This window comes from Neobacillus cucumis (assembly GCF_023715505.1).
Genome location: NZ_JAMBOH010000001.1, coordinates 343,371 through 363,877 on the forward strand (window position 1 = coordinate 343,371; position 20,507 = coordinate 363,877).

At 37.1% G+C, this 20,507-nt stretch carries 21 protein-coding genes and 1 riboswitch; of the genes, 1 reads left to right on the top strand and 20 read right to left on the bottom strand.

Going from position 1 to position 20,507, the window contains the following annotated elements:
• Positions 1-37: 37 nt before the first annotated feature.
• From M3226_RS01800 to M3226_RS01815, 4 genes are read right to left on the bottom strand one after another with little or no spacing between them, the layout of a single operon-like run.
• Positions 38-751: a LysM peptidoglycan-binding domain-containing protein gene (locus M3226_RS01800; protein WP_251562006.1), complete on the bottom strand. Its 714-nt coding sequence runs from the start codon at positions 749-751 to the stop codon at positions 38-40.
• A complete protein-coding gene (locus M3226_RS01805) occupies positions 744-1,352 on the bottom strand; it encodes a CPBP family intramembrane glutamic endopeptidase (RefSeq protein ID WP_251562008.1) in 609 nt (202 codons plus the stop codon). The genes M3226_RS01800 and M3226_RS01805 overlap by 8 nt, the downstream gene beginning before the upstream one ends.
• The gene (locus tag M3226_RS01810; protein WP_251562010.1) at positions 1,349-2,863 is read right to left on the bottom strand and encodes a RecQ family ATP-dependent DNA helicase; all 1,515 of its coding nucleotides are present in this window, start codon (positions 2,861-2,863) and stop codon (positions 1,349-1,351) included. The genes M3226_RS01805 and M3226_RS01810 overlap by 4 nt, the downstream gene beginning before the upstream one ends.
• On the bottom strand, positions 2,854-3,900 hold the full coding sequence (locus M3226_RS01815) for a helix-turn-helix domain-containing protein (RefSeq protein WP_251562012.1): 1,047 nt from the start codon (positions 3,898-3,900) through the stop codon (positions 2,854-2,856). The genes M3226_RS01810 and M3226_RS01815 overlap by 10 nt, the downstream gene beginning before the upstream one ends.
• Before the next feature lie 265 nt (positions 3,901-4,165).
• Between M3226_RS01815 and M3226_RS01820 the strand changes: the two genes are divergently transcribed.
• Complete coding sequence (locus tag M3226_RS01820; protein ID WP_144563023.1) at positions 4,166-4,414, top strand: ferredoxin; 249 nt, start codon at positions 4,166-4,168, stop codon at positions 4,412-4,414.
• Positions 4,415-4,529: 115 nt separating this feature from the next.
• On the opposite strand, the gene M3226_RS01825 is transcribed toward M3226_RS01820, so the two are convergent.
• From M3226_RS01825 to M3226_RS01900, 16 genes are all read right to left on the bottom strand, one after another.
• The gene (locus tag M3226_RS01825) at positions 4,530-5,105 is read right to left on the bottom strand and encodes an ECF transporter S component (protein ID WP_251562014.1); all 576 of its coding nucleotides are present in this window, start codon (positions 5,103-5,105) and stop codon (positions 4,530-4,532) included.
• Positions 5,106-5,269: 164 nt separating this feature from the next.
• Positions 5,270-5,402, bottom strand: a riboswitch (FMN riboswitch).
• Positions 5,403-5,531: 129 nt separating this feature from the next.
• Positions 5,532-6,287: a peptidoglycan DD-metalloendopeptidase family protein gene (locus M3226_RS01830; RefSeq protein WP_251562016.1), complete on the bottom strand. Its 756-nt coding sequence runs from the start codon at positions 6,285-6,287 to the stop codon at positions 5,532-5,534.
• Between the two features lie 170 nt (positions 6,288-6,457).
• Positions 6,458-7,630 carry a negative regulator of sigma-X activity gene (locus tag M3226_RS01835; RefSeq protein WP_251562017.1) on the bottom strand — a complete coding sequence of 391 codons (1,173 nt, stop codon included), beginning with the start codon at positions 7,628-7,630 and terminating at the stop codon, positions 6,458-6,460.
• Positions 7,605-8,156: an RNA polymerase sigma factor SigX gene (gene sigX / locus M3226_RS01840; protein WP_251562019.1), complete on the bottom strand. Its 552-nt coding sequence runs from the start codon at positions 8,154-8,156 to the stop codon at positions 7,605-7,607. Before sigX ends, M3226_RS01835 begins: the two co-directional genes overlap by 26 nt.
• A 269-nt stretch (positions 8,157-8,425) precedes the next feature.
• Positions 8,426-10,204, bottom strand: a complete 1,779-nt coding sequence (locus M3226_RS01845; RefSeq protein ID WP_251562021.1) for an ATP-binding protein — start codon at positions 10,202-10,204, stop codon at positions 8,426-8,428.
• Entirely contained in the window at positions 10,201-10,917 is a 717-nt protein-coding gene (locus tag M3226_RS01850) for a response regulator transcription factor (protein ID WP_251562023.1), read from the bottom strand. The genes M3226_RS01845 and M3226_RS01850 overlap by 4 nt, the downstream gene beginning before the upstream one ends.
• Positions 10,918-11,100: 183 nt before the next feature.
• Positions 11,101-12,285 (bottom strand): c-type cytochrome biogenesis protein CcsB, encoded by a 1,185-nt coding sequence (gene ccsB, locus M3226_RS01855; protein WP_251562025.1) that lies wholly within the window; start codon positions 12,283-12,285, stop codon positions 11,101-11,103.
• On the bottom strand, positions 12,286-13,911 hold the full coding sequence (gene resB / locus M3226_RS01860) for a cytochrome c biogenesis protein ResB (RefSeq protein WP_251562027.1): 1,626 nt from the start codon (positions 13,909-13,911) through the stop codon (positions 12,286-12,288).
• 22 nt (positions 13,912-13,933) lie between these two features.
• Positions 13,934-14,458, bottom strand: coding sequence for a thiol-disulfide oxidoreductase ResA (resA, locus tag M3226_RS01865; protein WP_251562029.1), 525 nt, complete (start codon positions 14,456-14,458; stop codon positions 13,934-13,936).
• Between the two features lie 98 nt (positions 14,459-14,556).
• Positions 14,557-15,294, bottom strand: coding sequence for a 23S rRNA pseudouridine(2605) synthase RluB (gene rluB, locus M3226_RS01870; protein WP_251562350.1), 738 nt, complete (start codon positions 15,292-15,294; stop codon positions 14,557-14,559).
• A 196-nt stretch (positions 15,295-15,490) separates the two neighbouring features.
• Positions 15,491-16,027, bottom strand: a complete 537-nt coding sequence (locus M3226_RS01875; RefSeq protein ID WP_251562352.1) for a spore maturation protein — start codon at positions 16,025-16,027, stop codon at positions 15,491-15,493.
• A gap of 7 nt (positions 16,028-16,034) precedes the next feature.
• Positions 16,035-16,622 carry a nucleoside recognition domain-containing protein gene (locus M3226_RS01880; RefSeq protein ID WP_251562031.1) on the bottom strand — a complete coding sequence of 196 codons (588 nt, stop codon included), beginning with the start codon at positions 16,620-16,622 and terminating at the stop codon, positions 16,035-16,037.
• On the bottom strand, positions 16,615-17,760 hold the full coding sequence (locus M3226_RS01885; protein WP_251562033.1) for a D-alanyl-D-alanine carboxypeptidase family protein: 1,146 nt from the start codon (positions 17,758-17,760) through the stop codon (positions 16,615-16,617). The genes M3226_RS01880 and M3226_RS01885 overlap by 8 nt, the downstream gene beginning before the upstream one ends.
• A gap of 703 nt (positions 17,761-18,463) precedes the next feature.
• A complete protein-coding gene (locus M3226_RS01890) occupies positions 18,464-19,354 on the bottom strand; it encodes a superoxide dismutase (protein WP_251562035.1) in 891 nt (296 codons plus the stop codon).
• A 121-nt stretch (positions 19,355-19,475) separates the two neighbouring features.
• Positions 19,476-19,964, bottom strand: coding sequence for a YpuI family protein (locus tag M3226_RS01895; RefSeq protein ID WP_251562037.1), 489 nt, complete (start codon positions 19,962-19,964; stop codon positions 19,476-19,478).
• Between the two features lie 28 nt (positions 19,965-19,992).
• On the bottom strand, positions 19,993-20,412 hold the full coding sequence (locus tag M3226_RS01900) for a hypothetical protein (RefSeq protein ID WP_251562039.1): 420 nt from the start codon (positions 20,410-20,412) through the stop codon (positions 19,993-19,995).
• Between the last annotated feature and the right edge of the window lie 95 nt (positions 20,413-20,507).

Sequence of the window (20,507 nt, forward strand, 5' to 3'; positions counted from 1 at the left end):
TTATGTGGTAAATGCAAAAAAACCGATCAAAGATCGGCTAGTTTAAAGGTATTTTGAGTACTTGACCAACATAAATATTTTCAGTTTGCAGTCTATTAGCTTCCTTAATGATGGTGACACCATTTTTGGAATGGTAATACCTTATTGCTATTTTATTTAGTGTCTCTTTAGGCTTTACCGTATGATAAATGGTTTTACTTGTTTTTTGAGGCGTAGTTGGAGTCGTCCGACTTTTTACTGCCTCAATTGGCTGACTATTTTTATCAGATACCTGCTGATTGGCTGTCCCTTGATTTGTGGTGAGCACAGGAGTTGCAGCAGAACTTTCAGCAGACTCATCCTGTGTGAAAGTTTCTACACTTTTTTCCTCTGGAGCCGTTATCTTGTCGGTTTCTTTTTTAGTTAATGATGATTCATCTTTCGAGCCTTCATTATCAGCAATAGACTTTTCAAGATTAATGGTTTCATATCCAACTGAACTTCCAGAAGTCTTTTGTGTACCATTGACTTTCACGCCTTCATCCCGATAAGATATCACACTAAAAATGATGATAGGAAGTAGAATAAAACACAAGACTAATAGCCGGATTATCGGATATTTAACCTTCCATTTTGTTTTCTTTTTCTTTTGTCTGTGAACCTGTTCTCTTGGCGGCAGCTTATCACTGTTCCCATCCACCTTTTCATTTATTTTTTGAATCCGTTTTTTTAATCGTTCCGCTTGATCTCTGTATGGTTCTTCTTTATTCACAGAGCTGTTCCTCCCTGTTCATGTCATCTGATGTCAGTCTAAATTTTATATATACGCCCAGAAGAAAGTCTATGACAAAATGCATCATAATGGTTACGGCTAAATTACCTGTCCATTTGTAAATAAACCCTATCAAAAAACTTAACAGGATAATATTAAAAAAGAGGTACCAATTAAAAAGGTAACGATAATGAATGATGGCAAAGATCACACTAGCCAGTACTAGTCCGACCTTTGTTTGGATAATTCCTCGGAAAAGCAATTCTTCACTAAACGCCACAAAAAGAGCAATGACGAATGTATGAAATACATGTCTGTTTTTAAAGATCCTCTCATTTAATCCCCCGTCATCATAAAAGGATGCAGGCAGCAGCTTCATTAATAAAACATCGGCTAAAACAATGAGTACACCTGCTGGAATTCCGATTGTCAGAATATGGTAATCAGTCAAATTTATATTTTGAATATATGAAAAATGATCATATAATATTGCTCCCAGGATGAGAGAAATACTTAAAAGGATGATTTGTGTAAGGTATAAGTGATATAGCAGCTCTTTATCTGTTAGATCTGTAATTATTTGACTATACTTTCTTTTCATTCACTCACCTCACAATTTTTTAGAATTTTCGCAAGGTAATCCTTCCATTTCTCTTCACGAGCCGGTATGGGTATTGTATTTGCGGGAGCTTGAAAGTCTCTTAAATTCACACCACAAATATCACAGCAGGATGGATTTTTATGGATCATTTCTTCAGCAAAATAATGTAAAATAAATTCACGTCTACATGAGTCGGCATTTATCAATTTTTTCATATGTGCGATATTATTAAGTTTTAATTCTAATCTTTCCCTCACGAACTCCTTCAGTGAAGTTTTTAATCTCTCACGATTTTTAATTTTTCGGTCAGGGTTATTTACGAAGTCATTTATGATTCTCCATTGAATTTCTGAAAACCCACCGAGAATACTTAACTCCGGCTTTAATTCCATTTCGCCATCAGATAACATATGCTTTTCGGTTAAATTGGTAAATAACCAATCAATTTGCTGCTCAGATGGCAATTCACTCTCAGCAAGCTGAAGCGGAAGCTGCTCATCACCTGGTGCATATATAAGGATGGCAACACTTGGCAGCCCATCTCGCCCTGCCCTTCCAATCTCCTGAAGATACGACTCAATCTGCATCGGCATATGATAGTGAATAATAAAACGGATATTTTCTTTATTTATTCCCATACCAAACGCACTTGTAGCACAAACAACATCAAGCTGATTGTGAATAAACTGCTGTTGTATCAACACCCTAGTATTTGCATCCAATCCTCCATGATAGGCCATTGCTTGACAAATTCCTTTTTCCATCAACAGAGAGGCCATCTGATCAGCAGCCTTTTTACTAGAAAAATAAATAATACCGGGCTTTTGCAATTGTGATACAAGTTCAATAATACGATTTTGTTTATCATGATAATCAGTTAATTTTTCAAAATGAAAGGCTATGTTAGGTCGATCAATGGTCGATTCAATTTTTATTATTTCGTCATTTTCAAGCCCGAGGGACGTTACAATATCTTCACGCACCTTTTTGGTTGCGGTAGCTGTAAGCGCAAGGGTTAATGGACTGCCTAATTTCTTCCGGATATCACCTAGCTTGGAATAGTCTGGCCTGAAATCAAAGCCCCACTGTGATATACAATGGGCTTCGTCTACAACGAATAAAGAAATGGTTTGCTTCTGAAGGATATTTATAACGAAAGGAACCCTTAACATTTCTGGTGAAATAAAGATAAACTTATAATCTCGTAAATGACGAAATACTTTATTTCTCTCTTCTGAGGAAAGAAAAGAGTTCAACGCAACTACTCTTTTCTCTCCTAACCGGTTCATTTGCTCAACCTGATCCTGCATTAAAGAAAGTAATGGAGATATGATTAGAATTTGCCCACTTAAAAGATAGCCAGGTAATTGGTAACACAATGATTTTCCTGTTCCTGTCGGGAGCATGGCTAATGTATGCTGACCTGAAAGTATGGTGGTAATAACCTCTTTTTGTCCTTTTTTAAATGAAGAATAACCAAAATACTTTTTTAAAAGAATTTCTAATTCCATTTTCTATCACCATACTTCGCCAGTACTAACCTTATTTGAAGATAAGTTGCAGTCTTCAATTGATCCTTAATCAGTTTTAATTGTCTCGTTCCAATGGATCTTGAAAGTTCAATAATCTTTAATTGTATAGCTTTATCAACATATGGATCGATAGAGAAATTTTCGAGATGCAATGCAAATTCAACTAAATGATCCTCAATTGTACTTAATTTTAAATTTCTTAAATCTGCTATTTTTTCAGGCGTATTTCCCTGTATTAAAAGATTCCAAGTCTTCCTTGAAGAAAAAGTTAACACATCCCCCTTCTCTAAATCTTTTATTAGAAAAGAGAGCATATTAAAGGAACTGGAATCCTTTAAAACCTTCTGAATTATATAATGCAGCGTATTTATAAATTCAAGTTGATAATCGTGAATGTCTATATTAAGCTTCCTAGCCGCTTGGATTGCCGTTAATCCTATTTGCTGAAAGCCAGTTAATCGAAACACTAAAACAGACGGGTCTATATCCTTAGCATCCTTAAAGCAGTTGATCAATTCCGAATATAAAACCGTGCCTAATTCATTCCTTGGTATTTTCATTTCTTTTAACATCCATTTTAGCCAATTATGAACCTCTTTATTTTTTTGTATAGGGATGTATTTGGCTTCCTCATAGACAAGATTTGAAGTGACCTGAATAAAAAACGATAATCTTTCCCAAAACAACGTGCTAAAGGAGTGAAAGGTCCAGCCATTCAGATAATGATTCATTGATGCAGTTTCTAAAAGCTCTAATCCAGCAACCGTTACTCGGTACCTTTGTTCACCACAGCCATCAATTAAATTTTTTCTAGATAATTCTTCTGTGATTTGTTCAAAGTTTTCTCTTGTTAAGGTCTCACACACACCAAAGAATTCCTTGATGGAGAATAAATGGGCATCTTGAATGGTTTGCGATGATTTTTTTCCATTTAAGAGGTGATAGATGGAATAAATGGTCCGTTCGCTATTAAGTTGTTTTAAACAATATAGAATTACGGTATCTAATTTCAGCATCTTTATCCACCACTTTTACCCAATTATCGACATAAATCCTCATTTTATCCTTTTTTTATTTTAACATGAATTTTGTATTACTGGTTGGTTAATAATGAAGAAGTTTCAACGTTATGGCACCATTAAACCCTTACACTAATATCATTTTTCTATTGAAAAGTTGCCCATACAGCTTTACAATAGGAATGAGTAATTCGTTTCCATCCATATCTGAGTAGGAAACTGGGAAGCATAATATTTGTTATTTAACTGGGAGGTTTTTTTCATGGCAAAGTATACAATCGTTGACAAGGAAACTTGCATCGCATGTGGTGCATGTGGCGCCGCAGCACCAGATATTTACGATTATGATGATGAAGGTATTGCATTTGTAACGCTTGACGATAATGAAGGTATCGTTGAAATTCCAGATGTATTAATCGATGACATGATGGATGCTTTTGAAGGTTGTCCAACAGATTCAATCAAAGTTGCTGACGAACCATTTGAAGGTAACCCAACTAAGTTCGAATAAAACCATCTTAAAGCTGCTTTAATCTGACCTCGTCTTATACAGACGGGGTTTTCTATTATATAAAAAACAACAAGAGCGACCAGATGGCTGCTCTTGTTGTTTTTTTATAGTTTTTTTATGCCCCTTTTACTACTGAAAATTTATTAATCCATACTTGCATTCGAATAAACAATAGCATGAAAATGACTGACATCATAATACCCTTTAAGATATTAAAAGGTAAAATTGCAGGTACGACCAAATTTCTCATATCTGGAAACCCCATAAGGAGCGTGTATGCAGGGAGGATTAAAATGTAATTTAAGATACTCATAACCACAGCCATGATGACCGTTCCGGCCACTAACGCAATGGTCATACCCTTTCTAGTTTTAAGTCGGTTATAGACAAATAATGTTGGAAGGACAAAGACAATTCCTGCAACAAAATTTGCAATATGACCTACAGGTACGCCTGTTTGACTCCCAGTGGCAATATAATTAAGAATATTTTTAAATAATTCTACTAAAATACCGGCAAGCGGTCCAAAAACTAATGCCGCAATTAGCGCTGGGATGTCGCTGAAGTCAACAAATAGAAAATTCGGAAATATCGGCAGCGGGAAATTTAATAGCATCAATAAATAGGCTACACTACTCAACATTCCAATTGATACATAAGCTTTTACATTTAACTTCTTTCTTTTTACCATTTTCCTCTCTCCTTTTTGATCCATCATATTTTAGGAAGAGAGGTTCAGCAAACAGACGACCCAGGTAAATAAAAACTCCCTCAAGAAAAATAACTTGAAGGAGTTTACAAAGGCACGCTTAATAAACATTCAAAACATCAACATTTTTTGAATGTCTGCAGAACCTCCATCTTCTCCCATCCAGACTATACTGTCGGCTTTGGAATCGCACCAAATCCTGCCCCAAAAGGCTCGCGGGCTTAAGAGCATTGCTCTAATACCGCCGATCGGGAATTTCACCCTGCCCCGAAGATAGATCGATATTAAATTACGTCTTTATTATACTAAACAATATTTGTTTTGTTAAGAAAAAAAATCTTACTTACTTAACGATTTGCGTCATATAAATAAGAAGAACCCGCGGGCTGGAGGCCGCGGATTCTATTACTAAGGAACAATTAGGATCTGCTTTGGTTTAATTAGATCTGTTGTTAAATGATTTAGATTTTTCACAGCTGTTACAGTGGTATTCTGTTTTTGAGCAATTGTGGACAAGGTGTCCCCTTCTTTGACAATGTACCTTTCCAAAAGTGGGGAGCTATTAGCATTGTCATTTTGATGTAAACGCAGCTGGGAACTTGCTGCTAACACGGATTCCCCTATACTTGCGATCCCTGCCTGGACAGGTTCGCCTACATCCGCTTTACCCAATAGCTGCTCAGGGTCCAACGCATATTTTTTATCATATCGCCATTCCCGCTGATGTGCTTCAAAATGTAGATGTGTCCCTGTAGCTTGTCCTGTTCTTCCCATCTTTCCAATCACATCACCCTGTTTGATCAATTGACCTTTGCCTACATTCCGCCTGTTCAAGTGCGCATAAACAGTCACAAAATGACTTGGATGCTTAATAAAGACGACATTTCCATATGTATTAGAATAATAGGACTTTTCCACAACACCATCCTCGACCGCAAGGATGGGTGTGTCTATTCTTCCAGCAATATCAATTCCTTTATGACTTCCCTGCCTTGTTCCATATGTATCTGAAATGATCCCGTCTGCCGGCCAAATCCAGTGGTCATTGATGACTCCCAGGTCTTGTTTCCCCGCTGCTTCCGAATGTTTTCCACCTAAAAATAATAAACTGACACAAAGCGCCATAATAATGGCAATTAAAAATCTCTTTATGTAGTCACGCATTCCTTTCTTTTCCTCCTTAACATTGTCTCTCCTCCACACCATATGTTTAATGGATTCTATTTAGAACGAACCTAATTGAAAGTTCTATGGGGAGCATAAGCATATTTGTTATAATTTGGAGACTTATCAAATTTTATTCATAAAAAAATCAACCACAAGGGTTGATTTTTTTATGGTATATTACGCAAATTTGGAGCAATAGGAACTTTAATTTCTTTTGTTAGATCAAATGTGCCAAGATTTGTTATAGGAGGATCATTTATGATTACTTTTTCAATTCCAAACTCTTTTGCCGTTAACAATACAGCCTCGAAGGATACCATCGACTGTTGATTATCCAGTAAACTAGACTTACCATCAAATGAAAGATACATAATTTTATTAGAAATCGATACAATATTAATCGGAGGTAAAGACAGTAAAGAACTTTTTAACCCCCTTAATTGATCTGTTTTCATTGCTTCAAAAGCAGAGTTTATATCATGATATGTTTCCACTGATGGTGTTAAAAATGGCAATTTACTGCCCTCAGGGAAATAGAAAAAGTAGGCATGTTTACTCTGAGCAGTAACATCGATTTCGTTCATCCTGCCAAAACTCCCCAACTCTATACCAGGTCGGCCATTTGTCGTAAACTTAATTTTTTTACTATTGCTATTGGTTGATATATCATTTTGTAAAATATTAATAAAATTCATTTCAGTTGTGGAGCCTTGACCATATTGGTGATTAGGAGGAACATCAACTACTACTGTATTTCCATTTTTATCGAGTTTCATCGTAGCATTTAGAGGATAGAAGTCTGATAAACCCCATTCCTCCTCTTGTAAATTTGCCATTAATTCTGTATATTTAGTAAGCCAAGATTCTCCTTGGCTCTTATTTACAATAATTGAAACAGGTATTAGTATTTGAGCCTGTGCATCCGGAATCCAGTAAGTTAGTACAGTCCCATTACCAACATCATCTTCATAAATAGCTGTCTTAACGTTTTTTGTTTTTAGCAACTCTGTCTGTTTAGAAGATCCCGTTTCATGAGAAGAGGCATTCTCTTTTTTTAGAGCAGCACTGTCTTGTTGTGCTGTTGTATTTCCACTGGAAGAAGATTTTCTTCCTGCATTTTCTTGAGAAATATTTATGCCACCCAAAAACTTTGGCACTAGAATAAAGAAAAGAAGTAAGGCCGCTGTTGCAGCAAGACTGGGTAACAACCATGGTCTAATCTTTTTTCTTTTAAGAGAAATATTTTGGTAAATGTCACGAGGATCGCGATGATCATGAATTCTGGGCATTTGCCTTAATAGTTCTTCTAGTTCTCTATCGCTCCACTCTGACTTTTTCACTTATTAATCCCTCCTTTTCATAAAACATTTCCATATGCTTCTTCAAAACTTTTAAGGAGCGATGTTGAGTAGTTTTCACTTTACTTTCTGTCCAGCCAAGAACTTTAGCTGTTTCAGATATGGATAAATCCTGTAAATATCGGAGGATAATAACAGATCTCTGATCTACCGTGCAAAATTCTAGACATCTGTAAATCCATTTAATTTCTTCATTTTGAACCGTAATTTCTTCCGGAATCAGATACTCATCCTTCACCTGATTGGTTGACCAATCAAATTTTTCAAGTAATCGATCCTTCCAACCCTTTTGTTTACGGAAATAATCAATCGCAACATTTCGCGCAATAGAAAAGAGCCATGTTTTCTCGCTGCTTTTACCTTCAAACCGATGATATGCCTTGAATACTCGAATATAAACCTCTTGGACGAGGTCCTCGGCCTGCTCCTTATTTCTAACCATATAGAATAGAAATTGAAACACGTCATGATGATATTTTTGATAAAGCTCTTCGAAAACGGAGTCCATCAATTCCCCTCCCCGTTCATAATATTAGTCGATGTATTTATGAAGAAAGTTTCACTTCTATAAATATAGACTTTTTTTAGATAAAAAGGAAGATATTTGCAGGTGGTCACGGATCACTAGACTCATAAATAAACATAAAAAAGCTCATCTTTTAGCGATGAGCAAGTAGTTAAACTTTAATAATTATTAAGCTTCAGCGCCTCGTCAAGGCGCTTCCGCTTTAATTGTTCCTTGTGAATCAAGAACAATCGGCAAAATTTTTGTTAATATTACTTTTTTCGTGGCAGGAAGAAGGAAAAAGTCGTTCCCATACCCATTTTACTCCGAACAGAAATCGTACCATGATGGGCATCAATGATATTTTTTGCAATGGCAAGTCCTAAACCGGTACCTGCCCTGCCCCTCGTTCGAGCTTTATCTGCTTTATAGAAACGTTCAAAAACAAATGGGAGATCTTCTTCTGGTATACCAGAACCTGAATCTTTTACTTCCATTCTAACCCCTCTGTCTTCCGAAACAACGGATACTTTTACCTTTCCACCTTTTGGTGTATGTCTCATTGCATTATCAATTAAATTCGTCAATACCTGCTCGATTCGGTCAGGGTCAAAAAAGCCTGGTGAACTATCATTTTCCGCTTCTGAATACAAAAGGATATCATTATCTTTAGCTAAACCTTGAAACTTATAAATAATCCGATTAATAAAAGCGGAAAGATTAACCTCTTCTATAGATAGATGGATATGTCCAGCCTCCATACGAGCTAAATCCAATAGTTCATTAACAAGTCTCCCCATACGCAAGGATTCATCGTAAATGACTTTTGCCATCTCTTTTTTCTCTTCCTGCGTTTCGGCAATATCATCAACGATTGCTTCACTGTATCCCTGTAACATAGAAATAGGGGTTCTCAACTCATGTGATACATTAGCGATAAAATCTTTCCTCATTTTTTCCAACTGTCGTTCCTCGGTCATATCCCTTAGGACGGCTACTGCTCCTCGGATAAAGCGATTGCTATACAGCGGACTGACTAAGATCACCCAATGACGACCTTGAAGGGATATCTCACCAATTTGCTCTTTTTCTGTTTCCAAGGATTTTTGAAAGAGTTCCATCACTTGAGATGGAATGGCTTCAGCATCAGTGAATCCACCTTTTTCGTAATACCAATATTGCAGAAATCGGTCTGCAGGAGGATTCGTAATCAAGATGGTGCCATCGCGGTTAAAGGTAATGACCCCATCAGCCATACTGCTTAAGATACTAGAAAGCTGTTCTTTTTCCTGGCTCAACGCATTCATGTTAAATTTTAATTGTCTGCCCATTTGGTTAAATGCTGTCGCCAGTTCACCGATTTCATCATGGGTTAAAATCGGAACTTTTGTATCAAATTTCCCTCTTGCTACTTCAAAAGCAGCTTCTCTCATTTTTCTGAGCGGGGCTGTTATTCTTGTTGACAAGAAAAAGGCAAAGATTGTGGTTAAAATAATTGCGACGCCCGCAACGAGCAAGATGTATTTTGTTGTTTCATCAGATGTTTCCTTAATCACTTCAAGTGATTGATAAATAAAGACAGCTCCATCTTTTTCACCTGGGAGATGTAAAGGAACACCTATGATGGAATAGCTCGCATCCTGATTGTTGTTTTTTGATGATAGATTAGATACTTTTTCAACAGATTTTTTGTGATGAAACACAGCTAAAAAGTCTGGATCATTTTTGATATCATCTAGGGATAATTTTTTATCCTTTTCAGCATTTGGAGAATAATAGACTTCATTATCATTTTTAACAATTACTACTTTGGTCACATCATCTATAATCTCCCAAGAAATTTCTAGCCCTAGCGGGAACTTATCATTTGGATGTGCTTCCAAAACATTGGCAATCTTTTCAGCAGTGTTGGTTAAATTATTTTTTGTTTCAAGAATGTTGTGATTTTGGAAAAGCTCAAGGAGCATTACTGTAAGGATGAACAGTACAAATGAAACTAAAAAAATAATCGTAAACCAGAGTTTACCTACGACACTCCGTAAAAAGGTCATTCATTAGTTACCTCAAATTTGTATCCCACTCCCCAAACGGTAACAATCATTCTTGCTGCTTGCTCTGATACCTTATTTAACTTCTCTCGAAGGCGTTTTACATGGGTATCTACTGTTCGTAAATCCCCAAAAAACTCATAATGCCATACTTCTTTTAATAACTGCTCGCGATCAAACACTTTATCCGGTGCTTTGGCTAAGAAATATAACAATTCGTATTCTTTAGGTGTTAAGCTAACTTCTTTCCCATCGGCGGTTACCCGATGCGCATCATTATCAATAGTTAAGTGCGGAAAAACAATGACATCTTTTGTCGTTGTTTCTGTTTGCAAATAACTTGTTTGAGATGAGCGTCTTAACAATGCTTTCACACGTAAAACTACTTCCCTTGGGCTGAATGGCTTCACAATATAATCATCGGTACCAACTTCAAAGCCCTGTACACGGTTGATTTCCTCTCCCTTAGCAGTCAACATAATAACGGGAGTGGCCTTTTTTTCTCTTAACTCACGGCAGACTTCAAGTCCATCCTTACCAGGCATCATTAAATCAAGCAAAATAACATCGTAATCATTAGCAAATGCCTTGGATAAGGCATCATTTCCATCTTCTGCTTCATCGATTATATATTCTTCACGCTCTAAATACATTTTTAATAAACGGCGTATTCTTTCCTCATCATCTACTACCAATATTTTTACGTCTTTTTCCATTATTAATCCCCCCATGGAGTTTATTTTACAAAATGGAACAGCATTTTGCTACATTTTCAAGGTAATTACTCCTGTAAAGTGTGTCAATAATTTGACAATATATTTTCTTTATAAAAAGTTCTTGATTTTATAAAAGCCTCCACTTATATAAGTGAAGGCTATATGGCTATGTTTCACTTGTCCTTATCCGGCGTAGGAATGAAGTCCGGCGATAACAAGATTTACGGCAACCAAATTAAACATAATAATGACAAAACCGATAACGGCTAACCAAGCAGATTTTTCACCATGCCAGCCTTTGGATAAGCGTAGATGTAAAAACGCTGCATAAAAAAGCCAAGTGATTAATGCCCATACTTCTTTTGGATCCCAGCCCCAAAATCTTGACCAGGCCATTTGTGCCCATATCATTGCAAAAATAAGTGCACCTAGAGTGAATACAGGAAAACCAATTAATACGGATCGGTAACTAATTTCATCAACGAAATCCAGCTTAATATTTTTCACAAGAGGTTTAAGGGCAGCCGCAATCCGTTTTCGTAACACAGAGCGAATTAATCCGTATAAGATTAGACCCCCAATTAAGGACCATAATACGGTATTTAATTTTTTAGCATTAATGAAAGCGGGCATTTCGACTAATGGTTTAAAACCATTCTTTGTTAATAATTCTCCATCATGCGGACCTGTAATGGCGGGCATTGTGTACTCTACAGACACCGGATTATCATGTTTGTCTATCCAATTAAATTTTTCATGGTAGTCCATAGCTGAAAAGATAGATGAAACTGCCACAAAACCTAAAACTGTGACAAGGGCAAACATCACAATCTCGAGCCAAAAGGTTTGTTTATTTGGTTTTGTTTGATCAATTGCCTTTACAAGATAGATTAGTCCTGCAGCAAAACTAATTGCAAGGATGGCTTCTCCCATCGCCGCAGTGGTCACATGGATATGGAGCCAATAACTTTGCAGGGCTGGTATTAATGGTGTAATCTCTCTTGGAAACATACTTGCATAAGCAATGACTAATATAGCAACAGGCATTGTAAATAGTCCAAGTAAGGTTGTTCTGTATATAAAATAAATAACAATAAATGCACCAACAAGAGCCATTCCAAAAAAGGTGGTAAACTCAAACATATTACTTACTGGAGCGTGACCTGCTGCAATCCATCTGGTAATAAAATAACCGAGCTGAGAAATAAAACCTATAATAGTCAAGAAAACAGCAATTTTCCCCCATGTGTTTGTTTCTGCCTTTTCATTCGCTCCATTCTTCGATTTAATCGATCCACCGTAAAATAATGTCGCAATTAAATAAAGAATAAAAGCAATAAATAATAAATTACTACTTATTGTGGCCAACTAGACTCCCTCCTTATCCATACTTTCCTTTTGTAGTTGATCTTCTGGGATGTCAAGCTTGGTATCTTTTAAAACCGTCTCAATTTCCCTCTTTATTCCATACCAATTTTTATTCGTATGGGCTGCTATCCAAATTTGTCCACTTTTATTTTGAACCCATATCCGACGATGGTTCCAATAAGCCCCTTGAATTACTCCAATCATAAAAACAATACCGCCTAAAATAATCACCCATAAGGATGAATCCTTGCGAACCGTGAATCCAGAGACATTTTTGGTTTCAATTCCTTGAAACGCCATTTTATAAGTGTTTTCTCCCAATGGCTCAAGCGTTTGTTTAATAGCAACAAAACTTGTTTCCGGTTTAGATTTATCCGGTGTAACCATCTGGAACACGAAGGCAGGATTATTAGGGAGCCTTGATTTTGTAGATGGCTCGTTATTTTTATCAAATTCGAAATCCGGAAAATAATTAATGATTTTTACAGAATAACCGTTTCCTAAATCATATGTAGCTTTGGGATCCTCAAGATCAATGTTCACTTCTCCAAATGATTGTCCTGTCTTTTTATTCGCCAGCACAAATGACATTGTTTTTAACTCACTGCGATACGATGACTGAAAAACAGAATAGCCATTAAAATCTAATGGATGATTGACTCTAACTTTATATTCCTTAAGCTTTTTAAGTTCCGGTTTTTCACCCGGAAGATTTTTGCTAACCCGTTCATATAAGACAACATTAGATTGATAATTTTTAACAACTTGACCAGCTTGTTCTATCGCCTTTTCAAACGTTTTATCTTTATCTTTATCATAATGCTGCAAGATAAATTGATTGTTTTTTAGATAGTACTTTTCACCAGTCTCAGGTACAACAGCAGTTTCTCCTTCCTTAACCCAAAGATCTTCGTTTACGTAAAATCCTGGGATAAAACGCAGCATTGCACCTAATAGGAAGATGATCAAGCCAACATGGTTCACATACGGCCCCCAGCGAGCGAACCGCCCTTTCTCTGCTAACAAGTCCCCATTTTCTTCGCGAACCTGATAGCGTCTTTCTTTTAAATGATTCTTGATAACAGATAAATCCTTTTCTTCTGGATGCTCAGTCACACCAAAAATCCGCTGACGTCTTAAAAAACCTTCATGCCTTGTAACCCTTTGTGCTTTTAAGGCTTTATAAAGCGGTACTACTCTGTCGAGACTGCAAATAACTAAAGAAATACCAATCATTGCAATTAACAATAAATACCACCATGAACCATACAAATCATGCAACCCTAACTGGTAATACAGCTTCCCGAACCAGCCATACTCCTGTTCATAATACACTTCAGGAGGCAAATTAATATACATCTTTTGCGGAAGGATGGTTCCAAGGGTAGAAGTAACCAGTGTAATCACAATTAGCCAAATCCCCACCTTGACTGATGAAAAAAAGTTCCAAATTTTATCAATAATGGTTTTATTGTATGTTTGTGAACGGCGTGCACTTCCCTCATAGCGCATGTCAAGAAGTTCTTTATTATTTTTCTCTTGCTCATCCAGCACTTTTCCACAGGCTTCACACAGCACGGTTCCATGCGGATTCACATGACCGCATTCACATTTAACATCGTTCATTGTAAAAACTCCCTTAGGTCCCTTAAGGTTTTATTTGCTCCATAAATTCCTTTACCTTATTTTCAGTTAGTTCTCCAGTATAATATTTGACTACTTTTCCGTTCTTGTCCACTAGGAATGTTGCGGGTAAAAGGTCCACTCCGTATACATTCATAACTTCCTTTTCAGTATCAATCATTATTGGAAAATCTAGCCCAAGGCGTTCAGCAAATTGATTTACAGCAAGTTCAGGTTCCTGAATATCCACCGTCAAAACCTGAACACCTTTGTCCTTATATTGCAGGTACTGATTATTGATATACGGCATTTCTTTCTTACACGGAGGGCACCACGTTCCCCAAAAGTTTAAAAATACCCCTTGCCCACGATATTCTGAAAGACGATGTTTATTCCCCTGCATATCAACTAACGCAAAATCCGGAGCTGTGTCCCCAACCGCGACTTTTTGTTTATTATCTTTTGTAAGATTAGCATAAAGTGAATAGGCAACGGCAACACCTAATACAACTAAAATAAGCGTTCTAATGACTAACCGCCGTTTTTTCATTGATTCCCCTCCCGTACATCACTCAAGACATTCGTCTAAAATTATAGCATTTTACAACAAAAACATAGTGTTAACACTAGAAAACAAATGTGACAATTTTATGAATTTTTCTTTGATTGATCCATCGCAAGTGCCCGCAGCTGCTTCACCTCATGTGGTGTTAATTCCCTTGCTTCTCCTGCTTTTAGGCCGGTCAATGTCAAAAATCCATAACGTTCACGCTTTAATTTCAAGACCTCATTACCAATCGCCTCAAACATTCTTCTGACTTGACGATTTCGGCCTTCATGAATGGCAATCTCCACTATCGCTGTCTGCTTCTTATTATCCGCCGAAAGCAGCTTTACTTTGGCAGGAGCTGTTTTTCCATCCTCAAGATGGATTCCTCTTTGTAATTTCCTAAGATTTTCTCTTGATGGAATTCCTTTGGTTTTAGCTACATAAACTTTATCAATTTCGTTCTTAGGGTGCATAAGCAAATTGGCAAATTCTCCGTCATTTGTTAAGATCAATAATCCTGAAGTATCATAATCAAGCCGGCCAACAGGAAAAATTCTTTCTTTATAATGAGAAAAATAATCTGTAACTACCTTTCTTCCTTTGTCATCGCTTACACTCGAAATTACGCCTCTTGGCTTGTACAGAAGAAAATAAACAGGCTCTTCCTTCTCAATCTGTATTTCATTAACCTCAACTTTATCGGAAGGAGATACCTTCAAGCCTAATTCTGTTACCACTTTGCCATTGACTTTTACTTTGCCTTCTTTAATAAGTTCCTCGGACTTTCTTCTAGAGGCAATTCCTGCTCGAGCGATAACCTTTTGCAATCTTTCCATCATTTCACCTCAAATATTCTATTAGTTGCTAATCGTTGTTAGTAAAGAGATTTATTCCTTTTTAATATACGAAAAAAAATCACTATTCTATCCTAATGAATTATGACACAATTTCTCCACTTTTCAAAGTAACAGTAATTAAATACTAGAAATAAAAAAAGCATGTTCCAAACTGGAACATACCATAATCGTAAAATTAAGTTGTACCAAATATTAGGACGACAATTAAAATAGATACAATAATCCCGACAACGTCTGCAAGAAGACCCACCTTTAAGGCATCTCCCATTTTCTTAATTCCCACTGCACCAAAGTAAACGGTTAAAACATAAAAGGTTGTATCGGTACTCCCTTGAAGGACAGATGCAAGGCGTCCAATAAAGGAATCGGGACCATAAACGGCAATTAAATCACTGGTCATCCCTAGTGCTGCCGTGCCTGAAATTGGTCTGATAATAAGCAATGGCACAATTTCAGCAGGAACCCCTATTGACTTCATTAATGGTCTCAGCCAATTCATTAAGGCGTCTAATGCACCTGATGCACGGAAAATGGATATAGCTACAAGCATTCCCACCAAGAAGGGAATGATTGATACCGCAATCTTAATTCCTTCTTTCCCACCCTCAACAAAGCTCTCATAGGTTGGTACTCGCTTGTACGTTCCGTATAGTAAAATAATCCCTATCAGTAAAGGAATAAAAGTTAGTGAAATAGTTGATATGAACCCCATAACTTCATCATCCTTTTCGACTTCTGCGATAATAAAAATAGCGGTCAATCAGTAGAGCACCTATTGCAGAGAGAATGGTAGCAATAATGGTTGGAACAACAATTTCAGTTGGGGATGCGGAATGATAATTTATTCTTATTGCTATTACTGTAGTTGGAATTATAGTAATGCTGGCTGTATTAATGGCCAAAAAGGTCACCATACTCCTAGAAGCTTCTGTTTTTCCTCGATTTAATTTTTTTAGCTCTTCCATTGCTTTAATACCAAGAGGTGTTGCCGCGTTACCTAAACCAAACATATTCGAAATCATATTGGATAAGATATAGCCCATTGCGGGGTGATTGGCAGGTACTTCAGGAAATATTCTTTTTACAATCGGACGGAATAGTTTTGTGAGTTTTTGGAGAAGTCCTGATTCTTCGGCAATTCGCATCATACCTAGCCAGAATACAAGTACGCTGATTAACCCGATGCATAAAGTAACTGCTTCTTTGGCTCCATCAAAAACGGCCTTATTGACCGCTTCCATGTTACCGTTTATTAGTGCGAACACAATCCCAATAATCGTCATAGCTACCCAAATATAGTTAACCATTGACGTTCACACCCATAACTGTAAGAAACATTTGTTTTATAGTGTCAAGCAACCCCTTTTTCTCTTTTTTCAACACCTTTTCAAAATATATAGGAGCTTCTTCCACTACTTTCCCAGCCAAATAAACTTCTGCCTTACCCACGATTGCTTCCTTTCGGGAGGTGATTAAGCTTTCTCGAGGTTTTTCTAATTTATATTTGATAGAAAATTGGTCCATTTCTTCGCTGGTAACCGGATAGACAATTGACTTTTTGATATATAAATGTCCTTTATAAAGTTTATTTTTGGAAATGTCCACCTTACCCTTTGTTAACACTTCCGCCATATCAAAACCACTAAAGCCGTTTTCGTACATTGAAATATGGTCATTCCAGTCATCCGAATCATTTAATGTTACAGCAATTAAGTTCATATCGCCTTTTGTTGCTGTTGTCACAAGTGTCCGTTTTGCCCGTTTGGTATATCCTGTTTTTCCTCCAGTTGCATATTTATATTTCGTTAGAAGGCGATTTTTGTTCTTCCAAACCCGATCCCAGTCTTCGGTTGGGTTCGGGGCCCGATAAACTTTTGTGCCAGATATTTTTTGAAACGTTTTATTCTGCATTGCATACCGCATTAGAATGGCCATATCATAGGCTGTTGAATAATGATCTTCATGATCATCAAGTCCATGTGGATTTGCAAAATGAGTATTATACATCCCTATCTCCCTTGCCTTCTGATTCATTAAGTAGGCAAAGCCATCGACACTGCCTCCAATATATTCGGCAATTGCCACTGCTGTATCGTTTCCAGACCTCAGCATTAAGCCGTAGACAAGGTCTTGAAGTTTAATTTTTTCTCCAGGTTTTAAATATACAGAAGACCCTTCAGCCCTTGTTGCTTTCTCACTAACCTTTACATACTGATTCATTTTCCCTGATTCAATCGCAAGTATGGCTGTCATGATTTTTGTTATACTAGCGATTCTTCTCTTTGTATGTGCATCCTTTTCAAACAAGACCCGCCCAGATTTTTGTTCAATCAACACGGCACTCGCAGCACTTACACCAAGGGAAGCATCAACCTTTTGAGGAATGTTTACGATCATTAGTGAGATCATGAGGGTTATAATTACTAGCTTTGAAATCATTCTCATCAGATTAACCTCGTCTCCTTTATATCTGTCTATTAGAAGCTTGTCTATTGCAGCTGCTTGAACAGGACCTGTTCAAGCTACCATTCGCTTTTCTACAAGTTTATGCGGGACGAGTTATGTTATGACCATTAAATAAGAAAAGCGCAAGCGCCTTGGTCAGCCCCGACAAGCACAAGACGAGCCGGCCGAAAGGTTGCTCTTTAACCTTTTGGACGGATTGGCTTGTGACCTCGAGGGGCTAGGCGCTGGAGCTGGACAATTTTCGAAGTCAAAAACATTTATACTTTCTTATCTTTTTAGAAAAGCGCAAGCGCCTTGGTCGGCCCCAATAAATAAGGCGACTTATCGACTGGCCAGCGAAAAGCAGGGTCAAAGACTAGTTGCCCTTAATGCGTACAGAAAGCGATAGATTTCTGCAGCCAAGCAAAGACGAGCTGGCCGAAAGGGTGCATTTTAACCTTTTGGAAGGATTGTCTAAATGTGGAGACGACTGTCTTTGGGACTCTAGGCTAAGACGTACCCTGCAAGAAGGCGCTTTTTGCCTTCTTAAGTGGGGGGCTTAGTCTTGCGTCCCAAGGAGCGCAACTGGATAAGCTGTAGATCATCGAGGGGCTAGGCGCTCGAGCTAGACAATTCTCAAAGTCAAAAACTTTTACACTTTCTTATCTCCTAAAGAAAACTCACCGATTGGCGAGTCTCTAATTTAGAAAGCAGGCCATTTGATATCTGCCGCTTTTTCAAACCTCATTTCAGCATCATGCCAATTTACGAGATTCCACCAATTATCTACATATTCACTCCGATTGTTTTTATATTGTAAATAATAAGCATGCTCCCAAACATCCAAGACAAGTAAGGGAATTGTATCCCATTGTGTAAGGAGCATATGACGTTCAGTTTGCAGTACCTCCAAGTGCCTTGCTCTCGGACTCCAGACCAATATTGACCAGCCAACACCCTCTACTTGCTTGGCAGCCTCTGAAAACTGACGCTTGAATGCCTCAAAGCTGCCAAAGTAACTTTCTATCTCCCCTTTTAATATACCTTGGGGGCTTCCTCCTCCATTTTGACTCATATTTTTCCAAAAAATCGTATGCAAATAATGTCCTGATCCGTGAAAAGAGAGCTCTCTTGACCAATGCTTAATTAATGAAAAATCATTGATCTCCCTTGCCTTCTTCAGGTTTATCTCGGCACGGTTTAATCCGTCTACGTATGAACGATGATGTTTATCGTGATGCAGCCTCATGATTTCCTCAGATATATATGGTTCTAAGGCGTTATAGGCGTATGGAAGCTCCGGTAATGTATGTCCACCTGGTGGAAGTGTTTTTTCCACCACCCAAATTTTACCTACTTCTTGTTTATTCCTAAAATAATATTCCATTTGCTGATGAATATTTTCTGCCTTTCCTTGAAGATTGATCAGCTCCTCGTTTGATAATTCCCGATTAGTACTTTCAATTAATTCCGTAAATTCGTCCAATTTTTCCCATAATTCAGCATCGTGACCAACCTGTTCAGATTGAAGAAATTGTTTCATTTGCTCATTCCAAACAAATAAGTCGTTAACATATCGGCTAAAACGTCCCATTTGGTTCCCTCATTTCAGCTTATAAGTAATCCTTCTAAAGGGTATGAGGAGCCGCACTCAATAAGAACGAAAAAAGACTGTTCACAGGGGAACAGTCTTTAGTGTTTCTAGATTAATTGTTTTATTTTGATTGAATCATTTTTGTTCGATAATCTGTTTCATAGTATTCAAGTTCTTCCCTTATTCTCTGGAAATCACTTTCTAAACTCTTAATAAGTGCTGTTATCTTATCCGATACATTGCGATAATATTTAATCGAGTTCCTGCCTGTATAGGCCGAACGACTATTTTCAAACCAAGCGTCATTCTTTGGTGAGAAAAACTCTTCAATACATTGATGATAAATCTTATATAGCGTTTTTTCAGCTGCAGCTTTTTGAAAAGGTTCGCTTTGTAAAATGACAGAGCAGGCCTCTAACCCCTCTTCACTATAAACAACCAACTTGCGCATGTTTGCCAAGATTAATTTAACGTAAACCCGATCTTCGTCATTTTCTACATTTAATTGCGAGATGGTCGTTTCATTTAGAAAATCTTCAAGTGTTGATATTGATTTTGTTAAGAATTCCCTTACATCATTAAGCTGTGTTTTCACCAATGTATTTCCCATAATTACCCTCCTAAATTAGCTGTGCTGATTAATGTGATTGCAAAATGAATTCAAGTGGAGAATGGAGTTCAAACTCTTTATTTTGCTGGATACCTAGAAATACTTCAGGTAACTTATTAAAATTAATATCTTGAAAATAAGAAGCAAACTCGTGCTTAGAATTAATATATAATCTTTTTCGGCTTCGAAGTCCTGGATTTTTTAAAAGACAAACAAGTGCAACAATATCCTTAAAATAAACTGCATTAGTTCCTTGATTTATAATAGGGTCTTGCTTGTACGGAGTAAACTCTTGAAAGAGCTCATCAAAATACCTTACATATAAGACATGAAGCGTTTTTTCCTGTCCTTCTTCAAAAAACGTAACTTCGCTTCTGTTAAAAAAGTCCTCTGAAGTATTTGATTTTTCCTTCTCCAATTCATATCCCTTACACTCTCTGATTAGCAATATACTCCCTCTCCTTATCAACTAGCTGCCACAATAAATCTAAATCATACAAGCTTTATAAATTTATATTTATTTTAGCATAAATTCCTCCTGAA